This is a genomic window from Auritidibacter ignavus, assembly GCF_029853775.1.
GTDB lineage: Bacteria > Actinomycetota > Actinomycetes > Actinomycetales > Micrococcaceae > Auritidibacter > Auritidibacter ignavus.
The window spans coordinates 2,487,796-2,502,283 of the sequence record NZ_CP122564.1 but is presented as its reverse complement, the minus strand read 5'-3'; the positions used below and the strand labels follow the sequence as shown (position 1 = coordinate 2,502,283).

Below are 14,488 nucleotides of genomic sequence, written 5' to 3'. Positions count from 1 at the left end.
TGAGCATGACCGTAGATGATGCACAACAATTCCAACATGCTGACCCCGCGCAGAACCAGACGGTAGGAATCGTCGGATGGCGTGGCATGGTGGGGTCAGTCCTGATGCAACGGATGCAAGAAGAAGGGGACTTCTCCAAACTGAATCCCGTCTTCTTCTCCACATCTTCTCCCGGTGCGCCGGCCCCGAGCTTTTCTTCCGCTGAAGACAACGGTGTCCTGCAAGACGCCTACGATATCCAGACGCTAGCAAAGCTTCCGGTCATCATCACCACGCAGGGTGGTGACTACACCAAGAAGGTCCACCCGCAGCTGCGTGAAACCGGCTGGGACGGCATCTGGATTGATGCCGCATCCACCTTGCGGATGAGCGCTGACTCGTTGATCGTGCTGGACCCCATCAACCGGCCCGCCATCGACGCCGGTTTGCGCGACGGTATCAGAGACTTTATTGGCGGTAATTGTACGGTGTCCTGCATGCTGATGGGCCTCGGTGGCCTCTTTACCGCAGGGCTCATTGAGTGGGGCACCGCGATGACCTACCAAGCAGCCTCCGGCGGCGGCGCTAAGCACATGCGCGAGTTGCTCTCCGGTTTCGGCACCCTGCACCAGTCAGTGGCCGATGAATTAGCTGATCCGTCTTCGGCCATTTTGGAGATTGACCGCAAGGTCTTGGCCTCCCAGCGCGACGGGTCCATGGATACCACCGAGTTCGAGGTACCCCTGGCCGGTTCGTTGATCCCATGGATTGACTCCGAGCTGGACGGCGGTGTCTCCCGCGAAGAGTGGAAGGGTGGCGCTGAGACCAATAAGATCTTGGGACGGACCGCCGAGTCCGAGCGCATCCCTTTTGATTCGATTTGTGTGCGGATCGGTGCGTTGCGTAGCCACTCGCAGGCCTTGACCCTAAAGCTGACCCGTGATGTTCCCCTGGATGAGATCACCGATCTGATCGAGCAAAGCAACCCGTGGTCCAAGGTCGTGCCCAACACCAAGGAAGCGACCATGCAAGAGCTGACTCCCGTCGCAGCTTCCGGGGATATGACTATCCCGGTGGGCCGGTTGCGGAAGATGCAGATGGGGCCGGAGTACCTGTCGGCCTTCACGGTCGGCGACCAGTTGCTCTGGGGCGCCGCCGAACCGGTGCGCCGGATGCTGATGATTGCCACCGGTAACCTCTAAACGCCGCCAACCACAGTGGGGCTAAACCTTTTGTTGCGAGTTAGGCCCCGCTGTGGTGTCAGTAGAGCGTGGGCCAGTCCTCTAAGACCCTGTCTGGGAGCACTCTTAGAAGGTCACACCCACCAACACAGGTTCCGGACGTAGCTCAATACCCCAGTGGTCCAGCACTCCATCACGCACCGTGCGGGCAACCTCCAGCAGGTCCTCGGTGCTGGCCTCTCCCCGGTTGGTCAGCGCCAGAGTGTGCTTGGTCGACAGTGAAGCCCGCCCGTGGTCGAGGTGAAAGCCTTTGTGGAATCCCGCGTGGTCGATCAACCAGGCTGCCGAGAGTTTTACCATCCCATCACCGGCACCAAATCTCGGGGCGGCCTCGGGCAGATGAGTAGTCCGTTCGACAGGCACAATCGGGTTGGTGAAGAACGAGCCGGTGGACCAGGTATCGTGGTCGGCCGGGTCCAAGACCATCCCTTTGCCCGTGCGCAGTCGGATCACTTCCTCACGGATCCGGTGGAGTCCGGCGTGACTGCCCAGCTCGACATCAAGCGCTTTGGCCAGTTGCCCGTATCGGACCGCAGCGTTTTCTCCGGTGTGTTTCAGGTGAAAATCCACGCTGAGCACAATCCACCGTGGTGAAGCGTCGTGCTCGACTCGTGTCCCGGCCAGGGCGTCGTGCAGGCTCCGCTTGATGACCGAGTCCCGGTATCCGAAGTCCAGCTCATCGGCGGCCAGTTCCACCACGCGGTGGGTTTCTCGGTCCAAAGCCCGGATGCGTTGCAACGATTCGGAAATATCGGCCCCATAGGCACCGACGTTCTGGACCGGAGTGGCCCCAACCAACCCGGGAATCCCGGAGAGCGTTTCGACTCCGCTGAGGCCTTGTTCGACGGTATAGGCCACAAAGTCATCCCAGGTTTCTCCGGCAGCCACGCGCACAACCGTATAGTCATCGTGTTGCTGCAACGTGTCGATGCCCCGGGTGCAAATCTGCACGACGGTTCCGGGGAATCCCCGATCGGCCACCAGCAGATTGGAGCCACCGCCGAGCACCAGAAGTGGCTGATGGGCCGCATCGGCGGCGGTAACGGCCTGAATAAGCTGGTCTTCAGTCTCTGCACGGATGAGGCTCTGCGCCGGGCCGCCGACCCGAGAGGTGGTCAGCTCAGCAAGCGTGATCGGCGACGGGCTCATGCCACAGGATCCAGTTGCACGAGCACCTGTGCTTTGGTGAGCACCTTGCTGTCACCGTCGTCAGGGTTGGTGACGACCAGATCAATACGGACCACCCCAGTGTCTGCGGTGACGGCACCGACCTTGGCGGTAATGGCCAGGCGAGCTCCGGCCGGGCCGGTGGTAAAGGGCTGGGTGGGGTCTGCTTCCGGGGTGGTCTCAGCAACGGGCACCATGGACGTAAAGCGGGATTGGTAGTCCAGAATACGACCGGGATCGGTGCACCAGTGGCTGACCAGATCCACCGCGGTGCCCATCGAGAGCATCCCGTGAGCGATCACGCCGGGCAGTCCAGAGGCCCGGGCGGTCTCCTCGGACCAGTGGATCGGGTTGGCATCACCGGAAATTCCAGCGTAGCGCACCAAATCGGCCCGGCGCAGTTCCACGGTGGTTTCAGAGATGATGTCTCCTGGGGACAGCTCGGAGACGACCGGCAGTGCTGGTTGTGCTTGTGGTGACGTGGTCATCGCTTAGGCCTCCTCATCTACCGCACGCACCAGCAGGCTGGAGCGCACGGTGGCTACCTGCGTGTCGGTGGCATCGGTCACCACGGTTTCGGTGGTCACCATCCGGTGTCCACCCAGTGCTTTATCCGAGGCAACCGTGGCGCGGGCGAACAACTCGTCACCGGCCACAATAGGACGGGATAGGCTGAAGCGTTCATCGGCGTGAACCACCCGGGAGAAATCGATCTCTGCCTCGGGATCCGCCAACACTGCAGCTTCGGCACGTTGAGCCAACGTCACCAAAAAAGTCGGTGGCGCCACCAGGTCCGCATAGCCAGCCTGCTGCGCCGCCTGCACCTCACGGTGGACGGGGTGGGTGTTTTTGGTGGCCAAAGCAAAGTCGCGAATCTTTTCCCTGGCGACGAGATACGGTCCTACAGCCGGGTATTCACGGCCGGTGATCGGTGAACTCACGAATCGTTCGTCCTCTCAACTTGTCAAAACAGTCCGCACGCAATGATCCCAGTCTACCCAGCACCGCGAGAAGTACTCAGTTACGGGGTACTCCCCCGCGCTGATCACGGTCGCGCTGAGCTTGGCGAAAACGAGTCCACTGCGCAAAGAGGTGAATGACAAGTCCCAACCCGATGACGCCCAGCGCAATCCAGGAGATCACCATCACCTGAGCAATAGCGCCAATAATGGCCAGGAGAATCCCCAGTCCCAGGACCGCCATCCCACTCAGAAGCGCGCGTCGGTACACCGTGGATCCGGTCTCCCACGGGTTATACCCGCCACGTGGATTGTCTGCCATAGCATCCATTATTCCGGTTCGGATGACCCTAGCCGCATATGTTGCCCACGCGACCGGCACCGACAGCGGTCCCCCGTTACCTTTTAGGTGTCACTGTTTTCCGGCAGGATATGCAGTGTAGGGAGCCGGCTGGTTCCGGCATGATGTTTGCCCCCAGTTGACCATAATCCGGGGGGTGTTGTCACCGGAACCGGTCTGGTTCGTTCGGATCGCTAATAGAAGCACGCTCTTGGAACTTGCGGGCCCTTGTAACGTGGTTGTGAGCGGACGGGCCATCGGTGACCTGGTCTTTTAGTGGAACGAGTCAAAGAAGGTACCCGATGGAACCTCAAGTGTTTCTTGGAATCGACGTCGGCAAGTCCGACCATCATGCCACCGCTGTCAACCACGATGGCAAGGTTGTATATGACAAGCCATTGCCGCAATCTGAACCAAAGATTCAGGAGCTGTTGAAAGATCTTGCGGCCAAATACGGTGAGCTGTTGGTTGTGGTAGATCAGCCCAAAACCATCGGCGCGTTAGTGATCGCGGTTGCCCAACAACTCGGGATCCAAGTCGCCTACCTACCAGGATTGACGATGCGCCGGGTGGCCGATTTACATCCGGGCCAGGCTAAAACGGATGCCCGAGATGCCTACATAATTGCTGAAACAGCGCGCACCATGCCCCACACATTGCGCGGCATCACCGTGGCTGAGGAGCGGATTGCAGAACTATCGATGCTGTGTGGTTTTGATGACGATCTCGCCGCGCAACTGACCCAAGTCCGCAACCGGCTGCGAGGATTATTGACCCAGATTCACCCAACGCTGGAACGGGTGCTTGGACCCAGGCTGGCCCACCCGGCCGTGGTAGATTTGCTGGGTAGGTATCCAACTCCGGCCGCTTTGCAGCGCGCCGGGCGAGGACATGTCAGAACCCGGTTAAAGAAATTAGCGCCCCGAATGGCGGCGCGACTCACCGACGAGATCTTTGCCGCGCTAGCTGAACAAACCACCATCGTGACTGGCACGCACGCTGCTGAACACATCGTCGGGCGGTTGGCGGCTCAACTTCAACAGCTGACCCAACAACGAACAGATATCGAAACAGAGATCTTGAAAGTCGTTGATGCGCACCCTCTTACCGAAGTCCTGACCTCCATGCCAGGCATCGGGGTCAGGACAGCCGCACGCATCCTCACCGAAGTCGTCGGCAAAGACTTCAAATCCGCAGCACACCTAGCTTCATATGCTGGCATCGCACCCGTGACCCGCCAATCCGGCACCTCCATTCGTGGAGAATCCCCATCTCGGCGCGGCAACAAAGTCCTCAAACGAGTGCTGTTCTTGTCTGCCTTTGCTTCGATTAAAGGCGACCCCGCCTCGCGGGCCTACTACGACAAGAAACGCGCCGAAGGGAAACGTCACAACCAAGCCGTCATCGCCCTAGCCCGTCGAAGAACTGACGTCCTGTTCGCGATGCTCAGAGACGGTACCTTCTACGAATCTCGACCAGCCCAACTAGCCCCAGCAGCTTGACGAAAACGATAGAAGCACCCCGCACTGCAACGCACCCCGTGACGGTCAGTCACTGTACGAGGAGGAAAACGTTTCGTGGGCAACACCCAGAACCGACCCACTGCCACCGCGCAACCGGTTGCTGAGCAACCGCAGTCCTCCCCGGGGATGTTGGTGCTGGCCCTGGCGGGCACGGTGATCTTCATGGGCTTTTATTATCACGTCTTGGCGCTGAACCAGATGCGCCAGCTCACCGGTGGGATGCCGATGTTGGACCACCGCCCTTTTGGCTACCGTCTCGACGAGGTTGAGGCTGTCGCGACGGCAATGGATGATCCGGCACTGGGACAACTAAACTGGACCCACAAGACCGCCGGGGTGATTTTTCCGGTCTTGGTGGCCCTGTTGGCCGTGGTGGTTGCTTTCTGGGCCCTGCGGTCGTGGGTGCCACGGGCGGTGATGATCGCCACCGGTGTGGTCTTTGCTGTGGTCGATATGTGGGAGAACATCGCGATCGAGCGGGCCTTGCACGAGGTGACACAACAGGCTGTATCGTTGGCCTCCGCGTTGACCATCGGCCGGTGGGTGCTGTTGGTATTGCTCGCGGTGGGTGTGATCGTGGCAATTTTCCGCAAGATCGTGACCTCCACCCGCGCTTCAGAGCCGGTAGCGGTACGTTAGAGTAGTACCGCATCCCCCCCGTAGCTCAGCAGGATAGAGCAACCCTCTCCTAAAGGGTAGGTCGCTGGTTCGACTCCAGTCGGGGGGACTTGTCGTTTTATTCGGCCCGTTGCAGGGCCTTCTCGATCTGTTCTAGGGCCCGTTGCAGTATCGGGTGTGGCATGGCCATCACCAAGCGAGTGTGGTCGATGCCGGCCTCACCGCAGTGAGCACCGTCGGTGAGCTGTACCCCGGCGGTTTTCACCAGCTGTCGGGCCACCGAGGTGGGCTGGCCGGCCAGCACGGTCTGGCTAAAGTCCAACCAGGCGATATAGGTCCCGGAAATCTCGGTAACCCGCACACCATGACGTGTCAGTCGTTCGTCCACGAATCGAATCAACTCATCTCGATTGCGCTGTAAGTAGGCCACAATATCGTCGAGCCAGGCGGCAGCCGCCGGGTCGGTCAGTGCGGTAACGGTTGCGGCCGCACCGAGATTGGCTGCCCCGTGGCGGTCAAAGTAACCGGTGGCGTTGAAGTGGTTGCGGTCGGTGAGATTCGCGGTGATCAACTGACCGCATTTCAGGCCGGGGAGATTGAAGGCTTTGGAAGCAGCAGAACCGGTGATGGTGTGTTGGGCAGCAGCCGGTGACACCGAGGCATAGGGGATGTGTGGTGACTCATCGTAGATCAGCGGAGCCCAGATTTCATCGGCAAAAACCCGCCCATTCGCTGCGGTGACTACCGCTGCGAGATCGGTGAGCTCCTCGCGGGTCAAGATCCGACCGGTGGGGTTATGAGGGTTGCACACCACGAGAATTTCACCACCGGCACCAAAGGCCTGGCGGATGCCGTCCAGATCGTGGGTATAGACCAGATGGCCTTGTTCGTTCACCTCGGTCAGCATCGGTACTTCAATGATGGGCCGGTCCAAGCTCCGCGCCATGCGGAGGAAAGGCATGTAGGCCGGTGTCGGGATGATCACTGGGGAACCCGGGGTGGTGAAGCGTTCGATAGCGGCCCGAAAGGCGGTAATCACATCGGCGACCGGGTGGACATCGGCCGGATCGACCTGCCAGCCATAACGCTTAGCTTGCCACTGAGCCACGGCCTCCCCTAACGACTCGGCAAGGTCCTGTGGCAGGTATCCGAAACGACCGCGTTGCACCTCGCGAACCAACGAAGCGGTAATTTCGGGGGCGGTGCCGAAGTCCATTTCTGCCATAAAGGCACCAATGGCGCGATCGGGGTGCACCCATTTGGTGGCGCCGGTAGCGCGTAGTTGTTCTTCGGTAATAGCATCGAGATCGGCGAAACGTGGCATCTATCTCACCGCTTTCTGTGACTAGTCGTCGGTGGCAAATTGAGTTCGATATAACTCAGCGTATCGTCCGTGGGCTGACACTAGCTGGGAATGGGTTCCGCGCTCAATAATGTGGCCATCTTCGACCACCAGAATGTGGTGAGCCGAAACCACGGTGGACAGCCGGTGGGCGATCACCACCGCGCTCCGACCGGTCAGCACTTCATCCAAGGCAGCGTGGACAGCTTGTTCGGACGTGGAATCCAGCGAGGCGGTGGCTTCATCCAACACCACCAGATCGGGTTGGGCCAGTAGTACCCGTGCGATGGCCAGGCGTTGCCGTTGGCCACCGGAGAGTCGGTACCCTCGGTCGCCCACCACAGTGTCGATCCCATGAGGTAGCTGGGACATCAGCTGGCCTAGTTGGGCCCGTTCGAGCACGTCGAGTAGTTGCTCATCGGTGGACTCGTGCACATCGAGGGTGAGATTCCTGCGGATGGTGTCGTGGAGTAAGTGTGCATCCTGAGTCACCATTCCCATCCGGGAATGGACCTGGGCCTGTGAAGTATCCCGCAGGTCCATGCCGTTGAAGGTGATGGACCCGGCAACCGGGTCGTAAAGCCGGCCCAGCAGGGAAGCGATAGTGGATTTGCCGGCTCCGGACGAGCCCACCAACGCCACGGTCTCTCCCGGTTTGAGCTCGAAACTAATCTGGTGCAACACCTGGTGCGGGGTTTCATCATGGAGCTGGGCAACATCTTCCAGAGAAGCCAAAGACACATCCGAGGCCCGGGGGTACCAAAAGTCCACGTCTTTTACGACGACCTGTATTGGACCGGCCGGGATTGTTCTGGGGTGTTCCGGATCGAGCACGTAGGGGGTGAGGTCGAGAATCTCAAAGATCCGGTCAAAGCTCACCAGTGCGCTCATAAGCTCCACCCGGGCAGTGGCCAGGCCGGTCAGCGGCGTGTAGAGCCGAGTCAGTAGCAACGCCATGGTGACGACCTCGCCGGCATTGAGATCACCGACGATAGCCTGCCACCCACCGATGCCATAGACGGCGGCCAACGCCAGTGCGGAAACCAGAGTGAGCAGTGTGGTAAACACCGACTGCCAGATCGAGATCTCCACCCCTGAGCCACGGACTCGATCAGCGCGGCTGCGAAAGCGCGCCGATTGTTTCTCGGCGTCGCCGAAGAGCTTAATCAAGGTGGAGCCTGCCGCGGAGAAGTCCTCGGTCATGTGTGATCCCATGGCAGCTTGGTGATCGGCTCGCGCCCGGGTCAGTGCTGCCAGTCGGTTCCCCAGTGCGCGTGCCGGCAGTAAGAAGATGGGCAAAAGAACCAGAGCCAGTACTGTGATCTGCCACGAGGTGGTCAGCATAACGATTAGGGTCAAAATCAGGGTGACGACATTCATCACCACGGTTGGAAAGGTTCGGGCAATACCGGTTTGCGCGCCTAAGACATCGTTATTGACCCGCGAAACCAGTGAACCGGTCCGAGCCCGGGTGAAAAAGGCGACCGACATGGTCTGGATGTGATCAAAAACCTGGGTACGTAAGTCGAAAATGACCCGTTCGCCCAACGAGGCAGATTGCCAGCGGGAGAGTACGGCAAGTATGGCCTCGGCGACCGCTACCGCGGCGATGAGTAGCGCCAGGCGGATCACGGTTCCTACGTCCTCGGTGCTGTGACCTTCGACGATAGCGTCTACCACACGTCCGGCCAAGATGGGAGAGACGATCGTCAATGCCGCCCCCAAGATGGACACCGCCACGTAGCTAAGCACTCGTAGTTGATAGCGACCCAGGAATCTGAAGCATCGAGCGATCGTGCCGGGGCGCAACCCCGGGTGCGATTGTCCGGCGTGGCGTTGCAACCGGAACATGGTCAAATGCGCAGCGCGGTCCATGCTCATGAGCGCGTCCCGCCCTCGTTGTGAGAGCCAGTAGCCAGAATCTCGGGTAGCACCCTGGCAATATAGCGCAAGCTGGCACGGTGAGTTTGGGGAAACTCAGCTTGTCGGCTACCTTCAGCCAATCCGGCAGCATAGCCGGCAATGAAACCCAAGGTGAGATGCTCCGGTGCGGTCTGTAAGTGTTGTTCACAGCTGATCTGATGTAGTTGCGCGGAATTGATCTCGATGCGGGGGTCAATTTCTAACGCCTGCAGCAGAGCGTGGGCCCATTGCGGAGAGAACTGGTGGGCTACGGGTGGGATGTGTGACACCGTGACTCCTTTGTCAGTACGCCCGGGATAGAAATACATCAGGGCCTCCTCCGAGTGGAGGAAGCCCTGATGTTGCAGTCGTCAAAGGCTCGGAGTTTATCCGAGACGCAGAATGTTGGTCTTAGCCAACGTAGGTGTAGTAGCCCATCAACGGATTACGGTCCACACTGTGGAGCAGAGTGCCCACGGAAGGATTCTGGGCGCCGATCATCTGGCCGTTGCCAACGTAGATGCCCACGTGGCCACCACCGTTCTGGAAAACCAGGTCGCCAGGCTGCGGGCTGGAGGTGCGGACGAACTTGCCGGAGCCCAGGATGGCAGAGGTCGAGGAGGGAATGCTGATACCAGCCTGAGCGTATGCCCAGGACGTGAAGCCCGAGCAGTCCCAGCCGGCCGGGGTCTTACCGCCCCAGACGTAGGGGGTCCCGATGCCGGAGTAAGCAGCCGAGACAACCTGGCCCATAGCACCAGAAGCTGCGTTCTCCGGTGCTTCAGGAGTTTCTGCGCTAGCAGTCTCGACATCGTTATCTTCGGATTCAGAAGAAGAGGAGGTCTCGGACGAGGGGGTGTCCTGTTCGTCGTCGCTGTAGCTGTCAAACTGCTCAGCGGACGTCACAGCAGAGAAGTCAGTGTCGTCTTCGGTGTCGTTTTCTTCTTCTACTTCAGGTTCTGGAGCCGGTGTGGAGGTGACTTGGACGCGACCAAGATCAATTTCAGCGTCAGAGTCAACAGTAACGGTCTCGTTCTGAGAAGCACGTTCCAGGTCAGCGCCGGTGGCTGGCAGGACCGAGGTTTCGCGGGCGGTGGAAGCCTGCGCGGCCTCTGCCTGCGGAACGAAAGTCAAAGCCAGGCCGGATGCGGTAGCAACAATAGCGGCTTGACGACCAAAGCTACCAGCATTCTGCGTCACAGACTGAGACAAAGCGGCTAAGGTAGCTCCCTTTGCAGGGGTGGCGCGGTGGCGGGCGGTGGAACGCTTCGACACTTGAGAACCTCTCTCACGTAGTATCCGGAGCTTTTAAGCTCTGCCCCGTCATGATGAATAGTTACGACTGCATTGTCCCCAAAGGCCACGGGGCTCAAGGTGCTAGACCTTCGAGGGACACCGGTTGTCTCCGGTACCTCGTACAGCGTATATCAATCCTTTATAAAAGTCACGCTGAGATAACGATAAACTGTGGACAGGCCTAGAATCTGGGCCAAGATCCGCATGATCATGCGGATCTATGGTCGTTATTTTCTGTGACTTTTTATCGTCAAGGGATCGGGATACCTGTGCAAAACCTCTGAATCATCGGCGATATAACGCCCAAGAGCGCGATTTCAGCGCGCGATTTCCTGGGCTGAGCTCCCTAACGCGCTGACTGACATCTGACTATCGAGATCTTTGTCACTGTGCGCGTATCAACGCTACATAAACCCAAAACCCGCTCGAGATCCTAATGATCATCGAGCGGGTGGAACTGCGAAGTTGCCTGAGGGCAACTGGGGTTTAGGAAACAGAATCCACGGGCTCGACTCTGAGGTGTTGCCCAAGTTCTTCGACGATTTCCAAACCTTCGCGACTGTACCCTGTCGCACCGGTGACAGCTTGGCCCGGAGTAATCACCTGGATGTCGATATATCCGTCATCAAGTTCAGCGGTGAATACTGAGCCCACGACGATGCCGGCCGCCATGAAGTGGTTGAGCAAACCGTGATCGGTTTGAATGGCTTCGGTGATGACCAAGAGGCGAAATGTCCGGTGCGAACGAAGCAGATCCGTCAGTCGCTGCCCCGGATAGTTTTCTGGGCCTTCATGACCCGAACCTCCCTCAAGCTCCGAGACATAGGGGATCCGGATTCCAAAAGGAGAGGTCGAGACCTCAGGTAGCAAGTTGAGGAGTTTAGCTTCCACCTCATCACTCATCACGTGCTCCCACCGACACGCTTCGTTATGAACCTGGGGCCATTCAAGTCCAATCACATCAGAGAGCAACCGTTCAGCCAGGCGATGCTTACGCATCACCTTTGCGGCAATAGCCAATCCCTTGTCAGTCAGCCGGATTCTACGGTCCGCACCAAGATCCACCAGTCCATCCCGTTCCATCCGATTAATGGTCTGAGACACGGTCGGGCCAGAGTGCTCAAGGCGTTCAGCAATGCGTGCTCGCAGTGGCGCGATTTCTTCTTCCTGCAATTCGTAGATGGTCCGAAGATACATCTCCGTGGTGTCGATGAGCTCCGACATTTTTCTCTTAACCCCTCATCCTGACGCGTTCTCGCCCCGAGCCCCTCTCTGGGAGGTCACGCAATGTCGCCTTCCATACTAGCTATCAGAACGAGTGACCAAAGTGTGTTCCCTTTATATGTAGTAACTCACAATAATCTGAACATTTCGTGGTGTTGAGGTGCATGAAGCGCAGAAGAATGAAAAGATAATGTTGCCCAGCTGTGTACGCCTGCCAATCTTTTATAGGAGTCTGCGTGTCAACTCAGGACAACATCACTATCCCTGCAGAACTACTACCCCGAGATGGTCGATTCGGCGCAGGACCTTCTAAAGTCCGCCCTGAACAAATTCAAGCGATTGTTGATGCTTCCCAGTCAGTTATGGGAACATCTCACCGCCAGGCACCAGTGAAGAACCTCGTGGCAGAACTCCAGGCCGGTTTGAAAGAGCTGTTCCAAGCGCCGGATGACTACGAGGTCATCTTGGGTCTCGGTGGCGCAACAGCTTTCTGGGATATGGCCACCTTTGGCCTCATCCGTTCCAAAGCACAGCACCTCGAGTTCGGAGAATTCGGTGGCAAGTTCGCCAAAGCAACCACGAAGGCACCCTTCCTAGAGGACTCCACCGTCATCTCAGCACAGCCGGGTTCTCGCCCCGTTCCTCAGGCTGAGCCCGGAGTCGATGTTTACGCCTGGCCCCACAACGAAACATCAACCGGGGTTTGCGTACCGGTAGAACGCGTCCAAGGCGCCGACGATGACGCTCTGATTCTCATCGATGCAACCTCGGGCGCCGGTGGGTTGCCGGTAGACATCACCAACGTCGATGTCTACTACTTCTCCCCGCAAAAGAACTTCGCCTCCGATGGAGGCCTGTGGTGCGCACTGTTCTCGCCGGCCGCATTGGCACGTGTCGATGAAATCGCACACTCCGGGCGGTGGATTCCTGACTTCCTAAATCTCAAAACCGCCGTGGATAACTCTCGCAAGCACCAGACCTACAACACCCCCGCGTTGGCCACCTTGATCACCATGAATGAGCAAGTCAAGTGGATGAATGCCAACGGTGGCCTCGAATTTACCACAGCCAGGACCCGTGAGTCTGCGGAGCAGATTTATCACTGGGCCGAAGCCAGTGACGTAGCCACCCCCTTTGTGGCCGAACCGGAGGACCGTTCTCAGGTGATTGCCACCATCGATTTCATCGATGAGATCGATGCGGGTCACATCGCCTCCATACTGCGAGCCAATGGTGTCGTCGATGTTGAGCCGTATCGTAAACTCGGGCGCAACCAGTTGCGCATCGCTACCTTCGTAGCCATCGAGCCAACCGACGTAGCCCAGATACTACAGTGCATTGACTACGTGATCGACCAAATCCGATAACGCTACTATTACCAGAGTGGGCGGTGGTTGCTGCATTGGATGCAGCAACCACCGCCCACTCTGGTGTAAAAAGACCGTGTGAGAAGAAGAAGTTATGCGTTGTTCTTTTTCTTCTTTTTCTCCTTGGCCTCGGATTGCTTCTGAGAGGCCTCTATGTCCTGCGCGATGTCCTGACGAGGCTTGTCCGCAGAATCTGAGTGCTCGGCGTCGGTGCCCCCAGCCTCAGGCTCGAATCCGGCTGCTTTCAGGGCCTGTTGCGGGTCTTCCCCGTCGGCAATGGCCTTGAGCCGAATACGTTCTTCTTCGGAGGCACGTTGCTCCCAGGGAACCCACTCTGGAGCCAATAGGGCATCTTCACCGGGTAGTAGTCCCAGCTCGCACACCGTGATTGTCTTCGACCGCGGCGCGCGAGCCACGGTAACGAACCAGTTCCACCCGCGATAACCCGGCAGCTGAGCAACGAACCGGTGGGTAGCTAGTCGTTCGTCGTCCATCTCCGCGCTGAGATGATCCCCCAGCTCGGCCGGGTGCGTGATCTCCAGCAGAGCGCTACGGGCAACCTCCACGGCCTCTATGAGCAACTCATCGTGGCGGGGACGACGAATTCGGCGCCGCGGTGGACCGAAAACCGGGAACGCTGTACCGTCTTCAGGATTAACGGTCTCGTCAGTAGCAACCTTAGGCGTCGAAATCATCGGCGACTCTCCGCATCACCTGCGCGATGCGTTGGGCTTGGTGTGAGGAGGGGTACTTGCCTTTACGCAATTCAGTTGAGGCATGATCCAACAGACGGATCAGATCGTCGACCACCGAGGCCATATCGTGAGCATGCGGACGGGTATTTTTGACCACCGACGGGGTCTTTTCTAAAAACTGCACGCTCAGTGCCTGCGGGCCCCGTCGCGATTCGGCCAGGCCAAATTCGACGCGGGTCCCTGCTCGGACCTTATTAACCTCTGCAGGCAGGGCTGAGGAGGGCAGATGGATATCTTGACCATCATCGGTTCGAATGAACCCGAACCCCTTCTCGGCATCATAAAACTTCACTTTGCCAGTTGGCATAGGTCTTCTCTCTTCATCCTTGCTCGCGGAAGAAACTCAAATCTTGACCTCTAGGATAACCGCTTCAGCAATATTCCGCTGAAAAGAGCCCCGTCATTCGGGCCTTCATCGCCCCCGGCGTAGAATGACGACATGCCCTCCTCGTCTGAGAGTCCCCACACCGTTCAGCATGCCTCCGTGCAGCGCGCCAAGCCCGTGCGAGCACCGCTATGGCTTCCGATCGTTCTCTGCATCGGGGTCGTGCTCGTCGTGGCCTCCTTTATCTCGTTGGTGGCGATCGTGGTGGTGTATTTCACCGATATCCACGAGCCGCCCTTCCTGTTCTTTATGGGCCTGTATGGGTTCCCGATTGGGTTTATTCTTGTCTTGGTATATCTGGTCGGCATGATTGTTCTCCGCCGGAACCGGACCTCTCGAAGAGCCCATGAGCAATCCGAGCAATCTGAGTACACCAGGTAGCCTGCGCGG

At 58.6% G+C, this 14,488-nt stretch carries 16 protein-coding genes and 1 tRNA gene; 6 read left to right on the top strand and 11 right to left on the bottom strand.

Going from position 1 to position 14,488, the window contains the following annotated elements:
- Positions 1 to 5 precede the first annotated feature (5 nt).
- Positions 6 to 1,181, top strand: coding sequence for an aspartate-semialdehyde dehydrogenase (gene asd, locus QDX22_RS11310; protein ID WP_110100770.1), 1,176 nt, complete (start codon positions 6 to 8; stop codon positions 1,179 to 1,181).
- A gap of 105 nt (positions 1,182 to 1,286) precedes the next feature.
- Here asd and QDX22_RS11305 read toward each other — a convergent pair whose 3' ends face one another.
- The 4 genes from QDX22_RS11305 to QDX22_RS11290 form a co-directional block, all read right to left on the bottom strand.
- On the bottom strand, positions 1,287 to 2,369 hold the full coding sequence (locus tag QDX22_RS11305; RefSeq protein WP_110100650.1) for a UDP-N-acetylmuramate dehydrogenase: 1,083 nt from the start codon (positions 2,367 to 2,369) through the stop codon (positions 1,287 to 1,289).
- On the bottom strand, positions 2,366 to 2,875 hold the full coding sequence (locus QDX22_RS11300) for a MaoC/PaaZ C-terminal domain-containing protein (RefSeq protein WP_110100651.1): 510 nt from the start codon (positions 2,873 to 2,875) through the stop codon (positions 2,366 to 2,368). Before QDX22_RS11300 ends, QDX22_RS11305 begins: the two co-directional genes overlap by 4 nt.
- Positions 2,876 to 2,878: 3 nt before the next feature.
- Positions 2,879 to 3,328 carry an FAS1-like dehydratase domain-containing protein gene (locus tag QDX22_RS11295; RefSeq protein ID WP_110097957.1) on the bottom strand — a complete coding sequence of 150 codons (450 nt, stop codon included), beginning with the start codon at positions 3,326 to 3,328 and terminating at the stop codon, positions 2,879 to 2,881.
- 76 nt (positions 3,329 to 3,404) lie between these two features.
- On the bottom strand, positions 3,405 to 3,668 hold the full coding sequence (locus QDX22_RS11290) for a hypothetical protein (RefSeq protein WP_110110256.1): 264 nt from the start codon (positions 3,666 to 3,668) through the stop codon (positions 3,405 to 3,407).
- A 320-nt stretch (positions 3,669 to 3,988) separates the two neighbouring features.
- Here QDX22_RS11290 and QDX22_RS11285 point away from each other — a divergent pair, with 320 nt between their 5' ends.
- The 3 genes from QDX22_RS11285 (at position 3,989) to QDX22_RS11275 (ending at position 5,936) form a co-directional block, all read left to right on the top strand.
- The gene (locus QDX22_RS11285; protein WP_279717641.1) at positions 3,989 to 5,188 is read left to right on the top strand and encodes an IS110 family RNA-guided transposase; all 1,200 of its coding nucleotides are present in this window, start codon (positions 3,989 to 3,991) and stop codon (positions 5,186 to 5,188) included.
- Between the two features lie 75 nt (positions 5,189 to 5,263).
- Positions 5,264 to 5,848, top strand: coding sequence for a hypothetical protein (locus QDX22_RS11280; RefSeq protein WP_110110798.1), 585 nt, complete (start codon positions 5,264 to 5,266; stop codon positions 5,846 to 5,848).
- A 14-nt stretch (positions 5,849 to 5,862) separates the two neighbouring features.
- Positions 5,863 to 5,936, top strand: a tRNA-Arg gene (locus QDX22_RS11275).
- Positions 5,937 to 5,945: 9 nt separating this feature from the next.
- Here QDX22_RS11275 and QDX22_RS11270 read toward each other — a convergent pair.
- From QDX22_RS11270 to QDX22_RS11250, 5 genes are all read right to left on the bottom strand, one after another.
- The gene (locus QDX22_RS11270) at positions 5,946 to 7,151 is read right to left on the bottom strand and encodes a MalY/PatB family protein (protein ID WP_110099413.1); all 1,206 of its coding nucleotides are present in this window, start codon (positions 7,149 to 7,151) and stop codon (positions 5,946 to 5,948) included.
- A gap of 21 nt (positions 7,152 to 7,172) precedes the next feature.
- The gene (locus QDX22_RS11265; protein ID WP_110099414.1) at positions 7,173 to 9,050 is read right to left on the bottom strand and encodes an ABC transporter ATP-binding protein; all 1,878 of its coding nucleotides are present in this window, start codon (positions 9,048 to 9,050) and stop codon (positions 7,173 to 7,175) included.
- Positions 9,047 to 9,400 (bottom strand): hypothetical protein, encoded by a 354-nt coding sequence (locus tag QDX22_RS11260; RefSeq protein ID WP_110099415.1) that lies wholly within the window; start codon positions 9,398 to 9,400, stop codon positions 9,047 to 9,049. The genes QDX22_RS11265 and QDX22_RS11260 overlap by 4 nt, the downstream gene beginning before the upstream one ends.
- Before the next feature lie 82 nt (positions 9,401 to 9,482).
- Complete coding sequence (locus QDX22_RS11255) at positions 9,483 to 10,346, bottom strand: C40 family peptidase (protein WP_233242736.1); 864 nt, start codon at positions 10,344 to 10,346, stop codon at positions 9,483 to 9,485.
- A gap of 507 nt (positions 10,347 to 10,853) precedes the next feature.
- Positions 10,854 to 11,591 carry a metal-dependent transcriptional regulator gene (locus QDX22_RS11250; RefSeq protein WP_110099416.1) on the bottom strand — a complete coding sequence of 246 codons (738 nt, stop codon included), beginning with the start codon at positions 11,589 to 11,591 and terminating at the stop codon, positions 10,854 to 10,856.
- Between the two features lie 236 nt (positions 11,592 to 11,827).
- Between QDX22_RS11250 and serC the strand changes: the two genes are divergently transcribed.
- Positions 11,828 to 12,958 carry a phosphoserine transaminase gene (serC, locus tag QDX22_RS11245; RefSeq protein ID WP_110099417.1) on the top strand — a complete coding sequence of 377 codons (1,131 nt, stop codon included), beginning with the start codon at positions 11,828 to 11,830 and terminating at the stop codon, positions 12,956 to 12,958.
- 92 nt (positions 12,959 to 13,050) lie between these two features.
- On the opposite strand, the gene QDX22_RS11240 is transcribed toward serC, so the two are convergent.
- Positions 13,051 to 13,653 carry a DUF3027 domain-containing protein gene (locus QDX22_RS11240; RefSeq protein WP_110101361.1) on the bottom strand — a complete coding sequence of 201 codons (603 nt, stop codon included), beginning with the start codon at positions 13,651 to 13,653 and terminating at the stop codon, positions 13,051 to 13,053.
- On the bottom strand, positions 13,637 to 14,020 hold the full coding sequence (locus QDX22_RS11235) for a cold-shock protein (protein ID WP_110099418.1): 384 nt from the start codon (positions 14,018 to 14,020) through the stop codon (positions 13,637 to 13,639). The genes QDX22_RS11240 and QDX22_RS11235 overlap by 17 nt, the downstream gene beginning before the upstream one ends.
- Before the next feature lie 132 nt (positions 14,021 to 14,152).
- Here QDX22_RS11235 and QDX22_RS11230 point away from each other — a divergent pair, with 132 nt between their 5' ends.
- Positions 14,153 to 14,479 carry a hypothetical protein gene (locus QDX22_RS11230; protein WP_110110796.1) on the top strand — a complete coding sequence of 109 codons (327 nt, stop codon included), beginning with the start codon at positions 14,153 to 14,155 and terminating at the stop codon, positions 14,477 to 14,479.
- The last annotated feature ends 9 nt before the right edge of the window (positions 14,480 to 14,488 follow it).